The 18792-nt window shown below is 63.2% G+C and carries 11 protein-coding genes; 2 read left to right on the top strand and 9 right to left on the bottom strand.

Translation table 11 applies throughout. The features are described from left to right. Window positions 1–112: 112 nt before the first annotated feature. Together AC13FW_RS20005 and AC13FW_RS20000 are read right to left on the bottom strand one after the other, a co-directional pair. On the bottom strand, window positions 113–718 hold the full coding sequence (locus tag AC13FW_RS20005) for a DUF937 domain-containing protein (protein WP_482990248.1): 606 nt from the start codon (window positions 716–718) through the stop codon (window positions 113–115). Between the two features lie 156 nt (window positions 719–874). Beyond that, entirely contained in the window at window positions 875–2521 is a 1647-nt protein-coding gene (locus tag AC13FW_RS20000; protein WP_296253523.1) for a catalase, read from the bottom strand. Between the two features lie 204 nt (window positions 2522–2725). Between AC13FW_RS20000 and AC13FW_RS19995 the strand changes: the two genes are divergently transcribed. After that, the gene (locus AC13FW_RS19995) at window positions 2726–3412 is read left to right on the top strand and encodes a helix-turn-helix transcriptional regulator (RefSeq protein ID WP_282273067.1); all 687 of its coding nucleotides are present in this window, start codon (window positions 2726–2728) and stop codon (window positions 3410–3412) included. Between the two features lie 73 nt (window positions 3413–3485). Continuing rightward, entirely contained in the window at window positions 3486–4109 is a 624-nt protein-coding gene (locus AC13FW_RS19990) for a glutathione S-transferase family protein (RefSeq protein WP_482990247.1), read from the top strand. A 238-nt stretch (window positions 4110–4347) separates the two neighbouring features. Here the strand turns inward: AC13FW_RS19990 and mutS are convergent, their stop codons facing one another. The 7 genes from mutS to AC13FW_RS19955 form a co-directional block, all read right to left on the bottom strand. Beyond that, the gene (gene mutS, locus AC13FW_RS19985) at window positions 4348–6903 is read right to left on the bottom strand and encodes a DNA mismatch repair protein MutS (RefSeq protein ID WP_482990249.1); all 2556 of its coding nucleotides are present in this window, start codon (window positions 6901–6903) and stop codon (window positions 4348–4350) included. Window positions 6904–7288: 385 nt separating this feature from the next. Next, the gene (locus tag AC13FW_RS19980; RefSeq protein WP_482990246.1) at window positions 7289–9595 is read right to left on the bottom strand and encodes a TonB-dependent receptor; all 2307 of its coding nucleotides are present in this window, start codon (window positions 9593–9595) and stop codon (window positions 7289–7291) included. Window positions 9596–10882: 1287 nt separating this feature from the next. Next, a complete protein-coding gene (locus AC13FW_RS19975; RefSeq protein WP_482990245.1) occupies window positions 10883–12217 on the bottom strand; it encodes an amino acid permease in 1335 nt (444 codons plus the stop codon). Beyond that, complete coding sequence (locus AC13FW_RS19970) at window positions 12214–13119, bottom strand: cation diffusion facilitator family transporter (protein ID WP_482990244.1); 906 nt, start codon at window positions 13117–13119, stop codon at window positions 12214–12216. The genes AC13FW_RS19975 and AC13FW_RS19970 overlap by 4 nt, the downstream gene beginning before the upstream one ends. A 286-nt stretch (window positions 13120–13405) precedes the next feature. Next, a complete protein-coding gene (locus AC13FW_RS19965; RefSeq protein ID WP_482990243.1) occupies window positions 13406–15694 on the bottom strand; it encodes an Orn/Lys/Arg family decarboxylase in 2289 nt (762 codons plus the stop codon). A gap of 28 nt (window positions 15695–15722) precedes the next feature. After that, complete coding sequence (adiC, locus tag AC13FW_RS19960) at window positions 15723–17072, bottom strand: arginine/agmatine antiporter (RefSeq protein WP_482990242.1); 1350 nt, start codon at window positions 17070–17072, stop codon at window positions 15723–15725. A gap of 103 nt (window positions 17073–17175) precedes the next feature. Further along, window positions 17176–18597 carry a DcaP family trimeric outer membrane transporter gene (locus tag AC13FW_RS19955; protein WP_482990241.1) on the bottom strand — a complete coding sequence of 474 codons (1422 nt, stop codon included), beginning with the start codon at window positions 18595–18597 and terminating at the stop codon, window positions 17176–17178. Between the last annotated feature and the right edge of the window lie 195 nt (window positions 18598–18792).

Here is an 18792-nt window from a genome sequence, read left to right as displayed (position 1 = left end):
GAGCCATGCTCGGCAATGGGCCCTACCGGTAAGGCCTCTGCCGAGCATGGCTCGGCACTACCGAAACAAAAACGCCACCTTGCGGTGGCGTCTTCGATCAACCTCAACCGGCTCAGCGCTTGCCGCTACCGAGCAAACCGCTGCCCAGCCTGATCAGGTCGCTGACGCCGAACTGGCCGTCGCCGTCCTGGTCCAGCACGCTGCCCAGCAGGCCGCCGCCGATACCGCCAGCCTGCGTCACCTGCTGCTTTTCCTGGCCCAGGATCTGCGCCAGACCATTGGGGTCGGCTTGGCCGCCGCTGCTCATGCGCTGGGCGATGAAGGCCATCACGATCGGGGCGAGGATCTTCAGCAGCTGGCTGGAGCTGCTCGGGCTCAGGCCGGTGGCCTGGGCCAGGCCGGTCTCGGCACGGTCCTGGCTGCCGCCGAAGATGTGGCCGAGGATGCCTGCGCCGTTGGCTGCCGGGTTGTTGCCGCCGCCCATCACTGCGCCCAGCACGCTGCCGATGTCCAGGCCGCTGTGGTTGTTCTGCAACGCGCCAAACAGGGCTTCGGCGCCCTGCGGCTTGGCCGCGTTGTTGCCCAGTGCGCCCATCAGCAACGGCAACGCGGCACTGATCGCGCCCGAGGCTTGCTGACTGTCGATGCCCAACTGCTGCGAAACCTGTTGCAGCGGCGCGCCCTGCAATTGGGAGAGGAGATCGTCGGTCAGGCTCATCGGGGAATCCTTGAAGGGTGGGTTGTCCAGCGGCATGGTAACCCCCGCAAGGGTGCGTAAGTGAAGAGGCCAACGACGTGTTGGGTTGTGGGTAGAAACAGCACCGCCCGCGCAGGGCGGGCGGTGCTGTTTCATCGTTGGACCAGCGGGCCGGGCTTACAGCTCGATGTCCTCGGCGCCCGGGGTGGCGGTCGGGAAATCGCTGCCTGGGTGCGGCGGCGGTGCGAACGGGTCGGCCGGAGCGGCTGCCGCAGCCAACTTCTGCAGGGCGGCGGCGATGCCTGCACCGTAAGCCGGGTCGGCCTTGTTGCAGTTGTCGATGTGGCGCTGCTTGATGAAGTCCGGCGCATCACCCAGGGCGCGTGCGGTGTTCTCGAACAGACGCTGCTGCTGAGCGGCGTTGTAGCTGCGGAACAGGGCACCGGGCTGGCTGAAGTAGTCGTTGTCGTCTTCGCGGAAGTTCCAGAAGTCGGCATCGCCGCGGATCTTCAGCGCCGGCTCGCGGTACTGCGGCTGCTCCTGCCATTGGCCGTAGCTGTTGGGCTCGTAATGCGGCAGGCCGCCGTAGTTGCCGTCCACACGCATGGCGCCATCGCGGTGGTTGCTGAAGACCGGGCAGCGAGCGGCGTTGACCGGGATCTGGTGGTGGTTGACGCCCAGCCGGTAACGCTGCGCATCGGTGTAGGCGAACAGACGCGCCTGCAGCATCTTGTCCGGCGACGGACCAATACCCGGTACCAGGTTGCTCGGGGCGAAAGCCGACTGCTCCACGTCCTGGTACCAGTTGACCGGGTTGCGGTTGAGTTCGAACTCGCCGACTTCGATCAGCGGGTAATCGCTCTTCGGCCAGACCTTGGTCAGGTCGAACGGATGGATGCGGTAGGTCTCTGCTTCCAGTTCCGGCATGACCTGCACGAACAGCTTCCATTTCGGGAACTCACCACGCTCGATCGCCTGGAACAGATCGCGGCCGTGGCTTTCGCGGTCCTTGCCGACCAACACTTCGGCCTGCGCATCGGTCAGCGCCTGCACGCCCTGCTGGGTGACGAAGTGGAACTTCACCCAGAAGCGCTCGCCGCCCTCATTGGTGAAGCTGTAGGTGTGCGAACCGAAGCCGTTCATATGGCGGAAGCTGCGCGGGATGCCGCGGTCGCTCATCACCACGGTCACCTGCATCAGCGCTTCCGGCAGCAGGGTCCAGAAGTCCCAGTTGTTGCGGGCGCTGCGCAGGTTGGTATGCGGGTCGCGCTTGACCGCCTTGTTGAGGTCGCCGAACTTGCGCGGGTCACGCAGGAAGAACACCGGCGTGTTGTTGCCGACCAGGTCCCAGTTGCCTTCCTCGGTGTAGAACTTCAGTGCAAAGCCACGGATGTCGCGCTCGGCATCGGCTGCGCCGCGCTCACCGGCCACGGTGGTGAAACGGGCGAACATCTCGGTCTGCTTGCCCACGGCCGAGAACAGCTTGGCACGGGTGTACTTGCTGATGTCATGGGTGACGGTGAACGTGCCGAATGCGCCTGAGCCCTTGGCATGCATGCGGCGCTCGGGAATGATCTCGCGGTTGAGGTTGGCGAGCTTTTCAAGCAGCCATACATCTTCCATCAGCAAGGGGCCGCGCGGGCCTGCGGTCTTGCTGTTCTGGTTGTCCACAACCGGCGCGCCGAAGGCGGTGGTCAGCGGCGTCACCGGTGCGTCGCCATGCTGCTGCTTGGGTGTGGTGCTGGTGTCACGCTGCGATTGCGCGGCCTGCTCAGGGGAGGGGGCGCTGTGGTACGGACAGGTCGGCTTGGTGTCATTGCTCATGGCTGGCTCCTGCTGGCGTTGGGGTAGTTCTTGCACCGACTGTAACCACCGACGCGTTAAATGAATAATCAAATGAACTGCTCGCTCTGATAGGGCTTACCTATTGCTCAGCTAGCCGGGATAAATGCGCTCTGTTGATGCCGCAGGCTCAATGCGCTGGCCGTCAGCCGTTATGCTGGGCAGCTGCCTGTGCCGGAACCCCCAATGAGCCAACGCGCTGCCCGATTGCTGCACCTGCTGGATGAATTGCGGCGGCGCCGCACGCCGGTGCGCGGTGCCGAACTGGCGCAGCGCCTGGAGGTGAGCCTGCGCACCGTGTACCGGGACATCGATGCCTTGCGCGCGCAGGGCGCCGATATCGCCGGTGATCCGGGTATCGGCTACCAGTTGCGGCCCGGATTCCTGCTGCCACCGATGATGTTCTCCGCCGAAGAACTCGAAGCGGTGCTGCTGGGCGCGCGCTGGGTAGCCTCGCATGGCGACCCGGAACTCGCCGCTGCGGCCGACACCGCATTGCAGCGTGTCATCGGCGTGCTGCCCGAAACGCTGCGCCTGCAGGTCGAAACCAGCGGGCTGTTCGCACCGCACTGGCACGCGGTGCCACCGGAGCCGTGGCTGCCGGCCTTGCGCCGTGCCATCCGCGACGGCAATGCCGTGCGCATCCAGTACCGCGACGTCGAGGGCAGGGTCAGCGAGCGCATGATCTGGCCGTTCGCGATGGCCTTCATGGCCGACGTACGCATGTTGGCTGCATGGTGCGAAATGCGTGGTGATTTTCGTCACTTCCGCGCTGATCGATTACTGGCACTGGAGGACAGCGCGCAGCGCTATCCAGCGCAACGTCATCAGTTGTTGAAGCGTTGGCGCGCGCAGTGCATGACGGACAACTGATGCATCACTACTGACAGCGGCTGTCAGTAGCCCCTGCGCACACTGTCGGCTCCTTACAACGCAGGTGCCTGACATGACCGATACGCTTACCTTCTACAGCCATCCACATTCGCGCGGACGCATTACCCGCTGGATGCTGGAAGAAACCGGTCTGCGCTACGACGCGGTGATGTTGGAGTACGGCACCAGCATGAAGTCGGCGCAGTATCTGGCGATCAACCCGATGGGCAAGGTGCCGGCCTTGGTGCAGGGGACAACGGCAATCACCGAGAACGCCGCGATCTGCCTGCACCTGGCCGATCTGGCACCAGCGAAGGCCTTGTTGCCGCCAGTAGGCAGCGCCGAGCGCGGCGAATGCTACCGCTGGGTATTGTTTGCGGCCGGGCCGCTGGAAGCCTTCGTCACTGATCGTCGTCATGGTGGCCTGGCGCCGCCGATGGAGGCGGGCTACGGTACCGCCGAGGATCTGCTGCATACGCTGGAAGCAGCGGTTGCCGGCAAGCGCTATCTGGTCGGGGACAGCTTTACCGTTGCCGACCTGTATATGGCGTCGTTCCTGAGCTACTACATCCGCGTGGGTGAGCTTGAGGCCAAGCCGGTGTTCACCGACTACTGCGCTGTGCATCTGCAACGACCGGCGTCGGTGCGGGCGGGGCAACTGGATGATGCGCTGGTCGCGCCTGTGGGAGCGGTGTAAGCCGCGAAGCCAGGATTGCTCGAAAGGCGGAAAGAGCCGACCCCTCCCCAACCCTCCCCTTTGCTTCGCAAAAGGGAGGGAATAGAAGCCGTAGTGGGGGGGGGGGGGGGGGGGGGGGGGGGGGGGGGGGGGGGGCCGGGGGGGGGGGGGCCCCCCCCCCCCCCCCCGCCCGCCCCCCCCCCCCCACTACAGGAGGGCTTCATGCCGAGCATGGCTCGGCACTACAGGGGCGCTGCGCTCAGATCAACGACTTCACCCGGTACAGCGCTTCCAGCGCCTGCTTCGGTGTCAGCTCATCCGGATCGATCGCCTGCAGCGCATCCAGAGCCGCTGAGCTCGGCGCGGCGAACAAACCAAACTGCTGCGGCGCATCCAATGCTTGTGGCGCCATCGCCGCGCTCTGGGTCTCGCCGCCACGCTGTTCCAGCTCCGCCAGACGACGGCGTGCCTGCGCGACCGTGGACTTGGGCAGGCCAGCCAAGGCCGCGACCTGCAGACCAAAGCTGCGATTGGCCGGGCCGTCTTTCACCGCATGCATGAACACCAGCGTGTCGCCGTGTTCGACCGCGTCCAGGTGCACGTTGGCGATGCCGCTGTTGCCACCTTCGTGGCTCTCATCGGCCAAGGCGGTCAGCTCGAAGTAGTGGGTGGCAAACAGCGTGTAGCAACGGTTCTGGTAGGCCAGGTGGCGCGCGACCGCATCGGCGAGGGCTAGGCCGTCGTAAGTCGAGGTGCCACGGCCGATCTCATCCATCAACACCAGCGAGTGCTCGGTGGCGTGGTGCAGGATGTAGCTGGTCTCGGCCATTTCCACCATGAAGGTGGACTGGCCCTTGGCCAGATCGTCACCGGCGCCGATGCGGGTCAGGATGCGGTCGATCGGCCCGATCACCGCGCGGCTGGCCGGCACGAAGCTGCCGATATGGGCGAGCAGCACGATCAAAGCGTTCTGCCGCATATAGGTCGACTTACCGCCCATGTTCGGGCCGGTGATGACCAGCATGCGGCGGTCCGGGTGCAGGTCCAGGTCGTTGGGCTCGAATGGCGTATCACGCACGGCTTCCACCACCGGATGGCGGCCACGTTCGATGCGCAGGCAGGCGTCTTCCTGCAGTTCCGGCTGCGCCCAGTCCAGCGCCTGTGCGCGTTCGGCGAATGCAGCAAGTACGTCCAGTTCGCTCAAGGCACCGGCACAGCGCTTCAGCGGTTCCAGATGCTGGCCGACGATATCGAGCAGGCCTTCGTACAGCAGTTTTTCGCGGCTTAGCGAACGCTCGCGGGCCGACAGCACCTTGTCCTCGAAGTTCTTCAACTCCTCGGTGATGTAGCGCTCGGCATTGGTCAGGGTCTGGCGGCGGGTGTAATGCACCGGGGCCTTGTCGGACTGGCCCTTGCTGATCTCGATGTAATAGCCATGCACGCGGTTGTAGCCGACCTTCAAGGTGGCGATGCCGCTGGCCTGGCGCTCACGCGCTTCCAGGTCGATCAGGAACTGGTCGGCGTGGGTGGACAGGCGGCGCAGTTCGTCGAGCTCGGCATCGTAGCCTTCGGCGATCACGCCGCCATCGGACAGCTTCAGCGGTGGCTGCTCGGCGATGGCGCTGGCAAGCAGCTGCGCGCTTTCATCGTGCGAGCCCAGCTCGGCACGCAGTTGTTGCAGGCGCGGTGAATCCAGCGTGTCCAGCTGTGCATTGATGGCCGGCAACAGGCCCAGGCCATCGCGCAGGGTGGAAAAGTCGCGCGGGCGCGCCGAGCGCAACGCCATGCGGGTCAGGATGCGCTCGATATCGCCAAGCGCGCGGAAGCTGTCGCGCAGGTCGGCGTCGCTGCCGCGATCAATCAGCGTGGCGACCGCGTGGTGGCGTTGCTGCAGCACGTTGCGCAGGCGCAGCGGGCGGTGCAGCCAGCGGCGCAGCAGGCGTCCGCCCATCGGCGAGACGGTGCTGTCGAGCACACCGAGCAAGGTGTTGCGGGTGTCGCCATCAACGCGCGTATCCAGTTCCAGATGGCGGCGGGTGGCAGCGTTCATCGCGATCGCTTCCCCGGCGTTCTCCATCGAGATGGAGGTCAGGTGCGGCAGGCGCTGCTTCTGGGTTTCCTCGACATAGCCGAGCAGGGCACCGGCAGCACCGATGGCGCGCGGCCTGTCGTCGATGCCGAAGCCACTGAGGTCATGCAGCTTGAAGAAGTTCAGCAGGTGGCGGCGGCCGCTGTCGGCATCGAACAACCACGGCGCGCGACGGCGCACGCCATTGCGATGGCGCAGGAACTCGGGCCAGTTTTCTTCGTCGGGCACCAGCAGCTCAGCCGGCTCCAGCCGGGCCAGCTCGGCCTCAAGTGCGTCATCGGTGTCGACTTCGTTGACCAGGAAGCGGCCGCCGGCCAGGTCGGCCCAGGCGAGGCCGTAACCGGCCTTGCTGCGCGACAGTGCCATCAGCAAGGTATCGCGGCGCTCGTCCAGCAGGGCTTCGTCGGTGACGGTGCCGGGGGTGACCACGCGCACCACCTTGCGCTCGACCAGGCCCTTGGCCAGCGCGGGGTCGCCGATCTGCTCGCAGATCGCCACCGATTCGCCAACCGCCACCAGCCGCGCCAGGTAGCCCTCAAAGGCATGCACCGGCACGCCGGCCATCGGGATCGGTGCGCCGCCGGAACTGCCACGCTGGGTCAGGGTGATGTCGAGCAGGCGCGCGGCCTTGCGCGCATCGTCATAGAACAGTTCGTAGAAATCGCCCATCCGGAAGAACAGCAATAGGTCCGGGTACTCGGACTTGGCTGCGAAGAACTGCTTCATCAACGGGGTGTGTTCGGGCTTCTTCTCGGTCACGCGTGGTCCACTTCGTTTTGCCGGGCGGCGGCATAGGGCCGCTATTGTAGGCGCAGTGTCGGGGATGGACGAGGCCGAGGCTTGGGAGGCGATATCCGCGACGCGGATCGCAGCAAAGCGACCGCCAGCGTGTGCTGGCGGTGAGGATGTACCCGTTTTCCTGAATGCTTGACCGTGGCGCGGGTCGGGCGGCGTCGCCGACAGGATGGCGATCCTGCGGTCGGTTTGCGTTTATCTGGCCGATCGAGGCCAGCTGCAAGGTTGTAGTGGAGGCGCGTTGACCGGATGCATCCTGCGTCCGGCAACGAGAGGAGGGCGCCTGCACTGGAACCACCGATGTGTCAGTCAGTGCCTAGAAATTCCAGGTCAGCGATACCCCGGCCGTGCGGAAGCTGTCCGGTGAAAGGTATTGCATCATTCCACCGTTGTTGATGGTGGGGCTGTAATCAATGAGGCTGCGGTAGTGCTTGTCCAGCAGGTTGCGCGCGTACAGCGATACTTCCCATTGGCCATCTTCGGCACCGATGCCGATGGATACATTGGCTAGGCCGTACCCGGGGGTTCTGGTGGAGGACTGGGCGGCGGTATTGTAGAAGTGGCTTTTGTAGCTCCAGCCGGCAGTGGCGTTGACGGCCAGGCCGTTGCCGAGGGCGTGATAGTAGTTTCCGTTGAGGGAATAGCTGTACTTGGAGACATACGCCGGCGTGAATCCGGTCAGGTCGGCTTGCAGCACGCCGTCGATGAGACGACAGGGTGCATCTTGGTTGCCCTGGCACGTGTTGAAGTAATCCTGGAACTCGGCATCGGTGACCGCGCCAGTGGCGACCAACGAAAAGTCCGCGGTGGGGCGCCAGCTGACTTCAAGTTCTGCGCCCTTGGTACGCATCTCGCCTGCGTTTGACATGGCCCAGCCCAAGGTCTCGGGGATGTAGACCTGTGCCTGGAAGTCCTTGTAGTCGGCCTTGTACAGGCTGATGTTGATGGTCAGGCTGCGGTCGAAGAACTGAGTCTTCGCGCCGAGTTCGTAGGCCGTGGATTTCTCCGGCTGGATCTTGTTGGAGCGGGGCGAGACCGGGTCGATTGTGGGGCCCTTGTAGCCGGTGGCGACGTTGGCGTACCACATCAAGGTGGCGTTCTGCTGAAACTGCAGGGCGACCTTCCCAGACACGTTCTCCTTGCTTATTTCGCCCCGTGATGGAGGGAAGTTGCCCAGATAGACAACCGGCTTGCCTTCCGCGGTAGGCATCTCGATGGGGGTCATGGTGGCGAACACCTTGTCGTGCGTATAGCGCAATCCGCCACTGGCCGACCAGCGATCACTCAGTTTGTAACCCACATTGGCGTACAGCGCGTGGCTCTTGGTATCGGCGTGGATATGCTGCCTGGGTCCGGTGAGTGAGAAGTACTCGCTGGGCGGCGCAAGGTCGTAATCGAAGCCGCCATAGGCGTAGTACTCGTAGGTACTGTCGACATTCGCGTAGTAGGCGCCAAGGACATAGTCCAGTCGTTCGTCCTGCGCGGTCCCTGCCAAGCGGAACTCCTGGCTGATCTGATGCGCACGGATCGTCGTTATGTTCTTGTTGAGGAAGTCCGCCGGTGTCTGGTCCATGTCATGCACCTGGTTGACGGTTGAGCCGCGATAGGCGGTGATGGACGTCAACTGAGCACCGTTGGCAAGTCGCAGGTCGGCTTTCGTTGAAAAGCCGGTTACGCCTTGGAAGGCAAACCCGTCGGCGTCGGCCTGGCTGGTGAAGTGGTCGCCGCCGATGTCCTGGAAGCCGGCGAGGCTGGCGTTGTAGTCCTCGTCCGTCCCCAGCCTGTAAAGCGTGCCCAAGGCGCGGTTGAACAGGGTCTGTCGTTCTGCCGCCACCAGGATGTCGAGTTGTTCGGTTGGCTTCCACAGCCATTTTCCACGGACACCACGTCCAGTCTGGTCGCCGATATTCCAGTCATGGAAGGCATTGGCGGTGGCGCCGTCCTGGTCCTTGTAATACGCGGAAAGGCGCAGCGCAGACGTGTCGGAGACGGCCAGGTTGCCGGTCACGCGCGCGACATGTTCGTTGCGCTCACCCATCGACAAAGAGACCGAGCCGCCGGTGGTGCCGATTTCCGGATTGCGCGTACTGATGTTGACAATGCCGGCGGAGGCATTCTTGCCGAACAAGGTACCCTGCGGGCCACGTAGAACCTCGATGTGCTCGATATCGCTGAAGCCGGCCACGCCCGGGTCACGGGGTATGCCGATCACGACGTCATCGACCACGGTGCCAACGGTCTGCTCGGAGGCCACGCTGTAGGCTTGCGTACCGATGCCGCGGACCTGGAAGCCACCGCTGTTGGCGGTCCCTGCAGTAGCTGAGAACGACACCCCTGGGGCCAGATACTGGAGGTCGGAGATGCTGCTCATGTTGGTGCGGTCAAGTTGCTCGGCGGTGACAACGCTGACCGAAATGGGAGTGCGCTGCAGCGGCTTGGCCTGGTGGGTGGAGCGCACCGTCACTGTGTCCAGGTCCTTGGTAGTGGTTTCTGCGGCGGAAGCCGGATCTTCGGCGAGCGCAGGTTGTGCTGCTACCAGTGCAGAGAGCAGGGCCAATGACAGGTGGGTACAACGCAGCCCGCTTCCGGAGCTCCGTTGCTGGTGGATGGTGGATCTCCTCATGCGTTTCTCTCCGATGGTGAGGCAAGGAACCGGTGGGGGCGGTGGGTTTGTGCATTGGTCTGTTTGCGCTGGTGCCCTGCTTGCCGACGTTTGCCGCAGTCGATGAATCCAACCGGGACGTGGTCAGCACCGCGATTCAAGGTGGGTCTGCACGGCGTTGTTGCGTCGTCTCGCGGCACGACGCAATGGTCGTGGCAAGCGTGCGATCAGCCGTGAACGAGGACGCTGCTACACGTTGGCGTAGCTGGTGTCGCCTCTGCTTGCTGTCGGCGCTGTTTGCCGAAAGCGCTGCAGCAGGGGAATGCTCGCCTGGACAGTTGGATGTGTCAGAGACGCGCTCGCCGACCTTGTGCGCAAGAAGGCGTGGCTGACTGCATCCGGCTGTTGCCTGTGAAGTGCAGGCCTGCAGTCTGTGAGGCGTTGGACGACCTGCGCTGTACTGCAGGGAGGTGTCCACGAGCAATCAGCAGCAAGTGGCTTGCCGATGGTGGTTGGTTTGGATGTTGATGCAGTCTTGCGTTCCATTTCCGGGATGACTCCACGCACGTTGATCAATGCTTGTCACGCGTTGCGGGAGCGACGATGTTCATTCGGCAATGTCAACGTCAATAGTTTGCTGCGAGATGCGCGAATCGGAACATTTCAGCGAAAAGTTGCAGTTGTTATCGAGCGGGATAGTTGCTTGATTTCCATCAAGGGCAACGATGCACGTGTGCATGGTTTGCGATTATCCCGGCAAGGTTTGCAACGCAGTTTGCTGCGCAGGCGATGCCTGATTGCGCGGAATGTTCGAATGAAAAGCGAGTATCTGGATGCAGGAAAGAACGGATGCTTCGACTGCGATGGGTACAGTCCGTTCTGTGCGCTTGAGAGGGCACTTGCGTCGGCGCGAAGCGAGGTAAACAGGGGCGAATGTCACCAGGGACAACATGGTGGGAAGTGGATATGTGTTGCGCAGGGGCTGTTGCCTTGCGCGAGGCGTTCGGGTGCTCAGCGGTCGATGCAATCTAAAGAAGCATGGATCCATCTGCAGCATTGGGTACGGATCGTCGGTGCGGGTGCTGGTGGCAATCCCATCGTTGGCAACGAGCGTGCAGGAACGCAATGCCTGCCGGGTTGCATGGTCGCCGGGCGGATATCGCGGTATTGCCGACATAGCCGGACCATGACCCTGTGGGCTGGGGTCGAAGCTGTTGCCTGTCGTTCCTGCGCATCGTCAGCTTCAGGTGTTCCGACCTGGCATTGATGGCTACTTCTCCGCCGTATTCGCGGTACCGACGTCACGTGCTATGCACGGCCGGCTTTGCGCTCTTTGCCGGTCTCCAGCATTCGCTGGCGGAAGAATGGATACAGTGCCGCACTGAACAGTATCGCCACTGTGGCATACGCCAGCAGCTCGGCATCTGCACCCAGCAGTGCGTACAGGCAGTAGGCGACCGCTGCGGCAGCGGTAACCAGGCAGGCGGCGCGCATCCAGCCTTGCTCGCCGCGCTCGAGCGTGCTGCAGATCAGCGCGCCGGCGGAGAACAGGTAGGGAATGATGGTCAGCAATACGGCGATATTGGTGAGTTGATCGAACTGGCGGGCCAGGGTGGGTGAGGAAGTGGCCAGCAGCAGTGCGCTCATCAGCACTGCAACGATCATCAAGCCGGTGCCGGGCATGCCGTGTTTGTTGAGCTTGCAGAACAGCTTCGGGAACAGACCGTCCTCGGCTGCCGCCTTGGCCGATTGCCCGACCAGCAGCATCCAGCCGCCAAGTGCGCCAGCCGATTTGAGGATCGCGCACAGTGCGATGACCAGTACACCCCAGGGGCCGATCATCAACTGCGCGACATCGGCGAACGGCGCGGAGGAATCGCGCAGCTGCGCCATCGGCACCATGCCCATGATCACCAGCGAGCAGCTGATGTAAATGACCGCTGCCAGCGCCAGCCCGAGCAGGGTGGCGAGCGGAATATTGCGCTTGGGGTTGTCGATGACATCGGCCGATACCGCCGCGCTCTCCACACCCATGAAGGCCCATAGCGCGATGGACGCGCTGCGCGAGATGGCGGCGCTGTCTTCCATACCGCTGACGTTCCAGCCGGCACTGAATAATGCCGGATCGAACCACCACCAGCCAAAGATGGCGATGCCCAGTATCGGGATCAATGCCAGCAGCAAGGTGCCGGTCTCCAGCGCGCCGACCCAGCGGGCGCCGCGTGCGTTGGCCAGGCTAAGCAGCCAGATCACCGCCAGGGTGAAGCCAAGGCGCGGGTAGACATCCTGCAGCCAGGGCCAGAGATGGCTCAGGTAGCCGGTCACCACCAGGGCGATTGCGACGTTGCCGATACAGTTGCCGAACCAATAGGCGTAGTTGCTGACGAAGCCGATGTAGTTGCCGAAGGCATCGCGTGCATAGGCGTAAGGGCCGCCGGGCTGCGGATCGAGTTGTGACAGGCGGGCGAACACCAGCCCCAGCGCGATGGCGCCAGCGGTGGCGATCAGCCAGCCCACCGAGGAGATGCTGCCGACGGTGGCCAGATTGGCCGGTAGCAGGAATACACCGGTACCGATCATGTTGCCGGCAACCAGCATGGTCGCCATGGTCAGGCCCATCTTCTTCGGGGTGGGTGAGCTCATGTCCAGGCCGGGTCGGAAGTGAAGTCGATGGTCAGCCAGAAGCGCCCCGAGCGTGAATCCAGCTGCGATGCGATCTCATCGCGCAGGCGGTCGACATCACCGATGCTGCCGAGCTGGGTGTCGGGTCTGGTCAGGATATGGATCTCGACGAACTGCATGCGCCCGATCTTGGCGACGTGGCTGGTGAAGCCTTCAAACTGGTGCTTGGCGACGAACGCCTGCATCACCTGTTGCACGAGTTGGTCCAGTTCGCTTGGCGCGACCTGCAGGACTTCGCGTGCGGCTTTCCATGCCCCAAGCAGGGGTACAGGTAGCGTCGCCAAGGCGATACAGGCGAGCACCAAAGGGTCGAGGTAGGGAATCCATTGTTCGTGGTCGCCACCGCGCAGTGCGAGGGCGATGACGAAGGACAGAACCACGGCAAGGCTCATCAATCCGGTCAGCAGCCAGGCGCGTGCGTCCAGGCGCAGCAAACCGGATTGCAGTCGCCGTGCGTGACGGCTGATCCACACCGCCATCGCCAGATCCACCACTGCCAGCAGGCCGGCCCAGAGCAGACCGGGACCCAGGCGTGTTTCGTGGCCGCCGTCGCTGAAGCCGATCACTGCATTGGCCAACGCGTAGATGCAGGCCAGGCTGAGGATTGCACCGCCCAGCGCTTCGACCATGGGCTCCAGATGCCAGAAACCGTATTGGAAGCGCGGGCTCTGTTCGCGGGCCATCAAGCGCAGCACCGCAAGTGCGACCAGTGTCAGCGCCACATCGACCAGGCTGTAGATGCCATCGAACAGGATCGCTTGTGAGCGCGCGATCATGCCGCCAAAGAAGCCGATCGCAGCGACCATGACGGTCGCCGCGATGGAGAGTTTCAATACACGTTGTTCCTGGCGGGTGCTGGTCATCTGGCTATGCGAAGGGGAGGGCGGTCCGGGATGTAAAGGGAGCTAGGCTTGAAAAGCCCCTCTCCCGTTTACGGGAGAGGGGTTGGGGTGAGGGCGCTTTGAAAGCACGTGGAGCAGGTTTTCAGCAAAGCGGATCCAGAACAGATGCAGAGCAGAGTCCATAGCCAAGACCTAGAAGCTAGAAGCTAGAAGCTAGAAGCCAAAAAAGCTCCCCTCATCCGCCCCTGTGGGGCACCTTCTCCCGCAAGCGGGAGAAGGGAAGACATGTATTGCTTTTGCTTCGGGGTCAAATCTTCAAAACCTCCACTCGATAACTCGGCTTATCCCCGCTGTTGTCGATGATCAAGCCATGCACATCCGATTCAAACCCGGGGAAGCGGGCGTTCTGTTCACGGGCGATGCGCAGCGACTGGATGATCGGTTCATCGCTGGCGCCAAAACGTTCGCCCGGCATGATGGTCGGGATGCCCGGCGGGTAGGGCACCAGCATGGTGCCAGCGACGCGGCCGCTGAGCTGGTCGATGTCCACCCGTTCGATCTCGCCACGCACCAAGTGGTTATAGGCTTCGGCCGGCGTGATCACCGGCTCCGGCAGCTCCACGTACATCTCGCGCATCACCTCTGCAACGCGGAACTCGCGGTTGAACTCGTGCAAGGCTGTGCAGAGGTCGCGCAGACCCCAGCCAGCGTAGGCGGCGGCATTGTCTTCCAGCAGGCTGGGCAATGACTGGCTCAGCGGTGCATTGGCGTCGTACAGGTCCTTGAACGCCAGCAGCTCGGTGACCAGCGTGCTCCATTTGCCCTTGGTGATGCCCATCGAGAACAGGAACAGTACCGAGTACAGGTTGGTCTTCTCCACGGTGATGCCGCGTGACCACAGGAACTTGCTCAGCACCGCTGCCGGAATGCCCAGCTTGCCCATCTCGCCGTCCATCGACAGCCCGGGCGTCAGCAGGGTGACCTTGATCGGATCGATCAATACATAGTCATCGGCGAGATTGTCGAAGCCGTGCCAGTGCGCATCCGGGCGCAGATACCAATCCGGGCGCGAAGTGACCATCGGCTTGCTGCTGTCGCCCTTGGCCAGGGTGCGCTCAATGCCATCGGGCTGCCAGACCTTGAACCACCAGTCATCGCGGCCCAGGTCCTCACTGACATGCAGCATCGCGCGGCGGAAGGCGACGGCTTCATTGTGCATTTCCTGCACCAGCGATTTGCCGGCATCACCTTCCATCATCTTGGAGGCGACATCGCAGGAGGCGATGATGCCGTAATGCGGGCTGGTGGAGGTGTGCATCATGAAGGATTCGTTGAAGCGTTCGGCATCCAGTTCGCGTGTTGCCGCATTGCGCACATGGATCATCGATGCCTGCGAGAATGCGGCCAGCAGCTTGTGCGTGGAGTGGGTGGTGAAGATGATCGCGTCCTGCTCGCGCGGCTTGCCCTTGGCCATGCCGTAGTGGTTCTCATAGAAGGGGTGGAACGCGGCATAGGCGTACCAGGCTTCATCGAAGTGCAGGAAGTCCACCGCTGTGCCGAGGTTGTCGGCAATCTTCTCGGCGTTGTAACAGAGCCCGTCATACGTGGAGTTGGTCACCACCGCGATACGCGGCTTGGCACCGGGCTTGGCCGCCTTGCTGGCCAAAGGATTGGCCTGGATCATCTTCTGCAGGGCCTCACCGGAGAACTGGTCCAGGCTGATCGGGCCAATGATGCCGTGGGCGTTCCGGCTCGGGGTGAAGTACACCGGGATGCCACCGGTCATGATCAGCGAGTGCAGCAGCGACTTGTGACAGTTGCGGTCGACGAACACGATGTCGCCACGCGCCACCGTGCCATGCCAGACGATCTTGTTGGCAGTGGAGGTGCCATTGGTGACGAAGAAGGTGTGGTCGGCGCCGAAGTTGCGCGCGGCCTCGGCTTCGGCGTCACGGATCGGGCCGGTGTGGTCGAGCAGCGAGCCGAGCTCCGGCACCGAGATCGACAGATCGCTGCGCAAGGTGTTCTCGCCGTAGAACTGGTGCAGTGCACGGCCTACTGGCGACTTGGTGAAGGCTACGCCGCCCGCATGCCCGGGCGTATGCCAGGAGTAGTTGGACTGTGCCGAATGGTGGATCAATGCCTTGAAGAACGGCGGCAGCAGTTTCGCCATGTAGTCGTCGGCGGCGCGCATCACCTGCCGGGCGATGAAGCTCTTGGTGTCCTCGAACAGGAAGATGTAGCCGTGCACGAACTTGAGCAGCTTGCTCGGTATCTTCTCGATGGTGCGGCGTTCGCCGTAGAGGAATACCGGCAGGTCGGCGCGACGCTGGCTCTGCTCGCGCAGGAAGGCGAGCAGGCGCTGGAACTGGTCGTCATCGTCCTCGGTGCCGTCGATGGAGATCAATACCGCCGATGCAGCCACGTAGGTGCGTGCGCCGGCGCGGGCGTCATCCAGGTTCAGGCCTGTGAGCACGCGCTGGTCGCTCTTGCGCAGTTCCTCGGCCAGGGCGCGGATCAGGATGCCGGCGATACGTGGCGATTCGTAATCGGCATCGATGATGACGATCGGGTAGTCCAGTGATTTGAAGTACATGATGTTTTCCTATCTACCGAGCGGGGGATCAGTTCGTGCTGGCACGGGCGGTGCCATTCGGAGTGAATTGGGCCAGGCGCTGCTTGCGGCGCTCTTCGCTGAAGAACGGATAGAACACGGTGATGAACAGTACGAACAGGAAGGCGTACTGCACGATGCTGCCGGACGAGCCGTAGATGGCCCACAGGCAGTAGACGACGGTGATGCTGGTCAGCACCCAGAAGGCGCCGGTATGGGCCAGCGTATGCGAGCGTTCCACCACGAAGTAGCAGGCCACGCAGGAATAGATGTAGGGCAGCAGGGTCAGCACCACCGCCGCCGAGGTGATCACGTCGAACTGCGCGGATGCGGTTGCCGAGGTGGACGTGACCAGTACCGCCAGTGTCATCAGGATGGCAACGATGAGCACGCCCTTGACTGGTACTTCGTCTTTGTTGGTCTTGCTGAAAATGCTGGGGAACAAGCCATCGTCCGAGGCGGCCTTGGCACTCTGCGCAGTCAACAGGATCCAGCCGCCGAGCGAGCCGGCTGCGCCGACGAAGGCGCACAGGCTGACCAGCGCGCCGCCCCAGCCGCCAACCGCGCTTGCTGCGGCCAGCGCGAACGGCGCGTCGGAGACCTGCAGGTCGGCGTTGGGGACCATGCCCATGATCACCGACGAGCTGGCGATGTAGGCGATGGCCGCGAGGAACACGCCGGCCAGGGTGGCGCGGGCAACGTTCTTCTCCGGGTTCTCGACCACACCTGCAGTCACAGATGCGGATTCAACCCCAATGAACGCCCACAACGTCAGCGCCGCCGCGCTGGATACCGCGCCGAAGTTGGATTGGCCGGAGACGTTGTAAGCCCCCTTGAAAATGGCCGGGTCGAAGTAGAACCAGCCGAAGATGGCGATGCCCAGAATCGGCACCAGCGCGAAACTGGTGGTTACCGTCTGCACGCGGCTGACGAAGGACGGGCCGATCACGTTGGCGAAGCTCAGTGCCCACACCAGCAGCAGCACCGCGACACAGCGCGGCACCGGATCGGACAGGACAGGGAAGAAGTAGCTGAAGTAGCCGACCGCCGCGATCGGGATGGCGACATTGCCGATCCAGTTGGCGAACCAGTAGATGGTATTGGTCTGGAAGCCCATGTAGGGGCCGAACCAATCACGTGCATAGGCGTAAGGGCCGCCTGCTTTTGGTGCCAGCTTGCCGAGTTTGGCGAACACGAAGGCCAGCAACAGTGCACCGGCGGTGGTGATCAGCCAGCCCCAGATCGAGGCGGTGCCGATCTTGGCCAGGCTGGAAGGCAGCAGGAAGACGCCTGAGCCCATCATGTTGCCTGCCACCAGGAAGGTCGCGCCAACGACCCCGATTTTCTTCTGACCTGCCATGACTATCTCCTCTCACCGGCAATGCCGGGTAATTCGATGGGAAGGACATTGCGTGAATCGTTGGGTGGCCCGCCGCACCTGAGGTGCGGTCATCGGCTGCCTGTTACTTGATGAAGTTGTATTGCAGGCTGCCCTGCAGGCGCAGGGTGTCCGCATCGCGGCCGTCCTGCAGTTGCTGCTGGCCGTAGAGCAGTTCCATGCCCATGGTCCAGGACGGTGCAGGGCTCCACAGCAGGTTCAATGCCGCGTAGCGGCTGCGCCGGAATGCATCGCTGGCCAAGGCATCGGCGCTATCGATCTGCAGTTGCCCGTAGATCAGGTTGGAGCGCCACAGGTCCGACCAGTAGTGGGTGTAGCCGAAGAAGCCGCCACGCAGAGGCAGCGCCTTGAGCCGGCCGTCGGTATCGAGGGCGGCATCGAGATTGGAGCCGGTGAGGTCGGCGGTATAGCGGCTGATGCCCTTGCCGCCAATCAGCCCGAACAGCAGCAGGTCACGCTCGGCTACCGCGTAGGAACCACTCAGCTGCAGGCCGCCGCCGACGGTGCGGTCGCTGCGGCCATCGCCGTCGTAGCCAAGGCTGCGCAGCACCGCGCCCAGCTGCAGGTGGCCCCAATCACGCTCCATGCGCGCGACCAGGCTGATGTCGGGCAGGTGCTCGGTCGTGCTGTCGTTGTCGCCGGTGTTGGCGAGCTGCGAATCGGGGTTTTCAGCCGCCACGGTCAGGCTGTTGCCCTTGCCCAGCGCGAAGCTGTGGTGGATGCCTGCCACCAGCAGGTAGCCGGCCGCGCCGGGGCCGGCAAAGTCCAGGGTGTCCGGTAGCGAGTCGGCATCCATGAAGGTGGAGTAGCCGTAGCCGGCATAGGTATTGCCCAGCTGGCCATAGGCGTGGCGCAGGCGGAACTGGTAACTGTCGCTGCTGCCGAAGAAATCGTTCTCAAGGTAGAAGCGCAGCTTGCCGTGTGTGGTCGGGCGCCGTGCCTCGAAGCTGAAACGGGTCTGCTTGGCATGCATGCCGAAGTGCGAGACATCGCGGTGCGGGCTGTCGACCGGAATCGACGAGGTGATGAACTGTTCGGTGTCACCGGCGGCTCGCCGGTCTGCAATAGCGTCGAGTTTTGCGTAGCCACCGAGCCGGATCATTGTCTCGGTGCCCGGGATTGCGATGAATCCTTTCAGTTCCGGGTCGGTCGGTGACGGCGCGTTGTCCAGGCGTGAGGCGGCGGTGGAAGGGTCTGCGACCGAGTCACGCGCCGGCAGTATGCTTTGTGCGGCGGTCGTCTTGGCGGTGCCAGGGACTGCCGCGTCCAAGGGGGATGTCGTGGTTTGCGGCGGTGGAAGTGGTGGAGGTTTTGGGGTGGGACTTGCCTGTCCCTGCTCCAGTGCATCCAACCGCGCGTTGAGCGTTTGCAGATGCTGCTGCGCCTGCGCGATCTCCGCCCGTAAAGCGGAAACGGAGTCCTGCGCGCCTGCTGCGCCGGGCAGTAGCGCAAGTGGCAACAGTGTGGCCAGCGTCAGTGGTTTCATCGCCTGTTCCGTGGAGAAGAAAACGTCACTCACGGCCGGAACACATCCCCGCCGCGATTCACCTATCGCTTGCGTGGCGACACGCTGACTGCCCCCTCAGGCTGCGTGAGACCTGCCTATTTACCATCGTTGAAATCAGGTTATGACTACGTGAATTTGGGATGAAACCTATTGTCATAAATGGTGAGCATCTGA

The sequence above is a fragment of the Stenotrophomonas sp. 21LCFQ19 genome, assembly GCF_056861425.1.
This window is presented reverse-complemented; position numbering and strand designations above follow the sequence as displayed.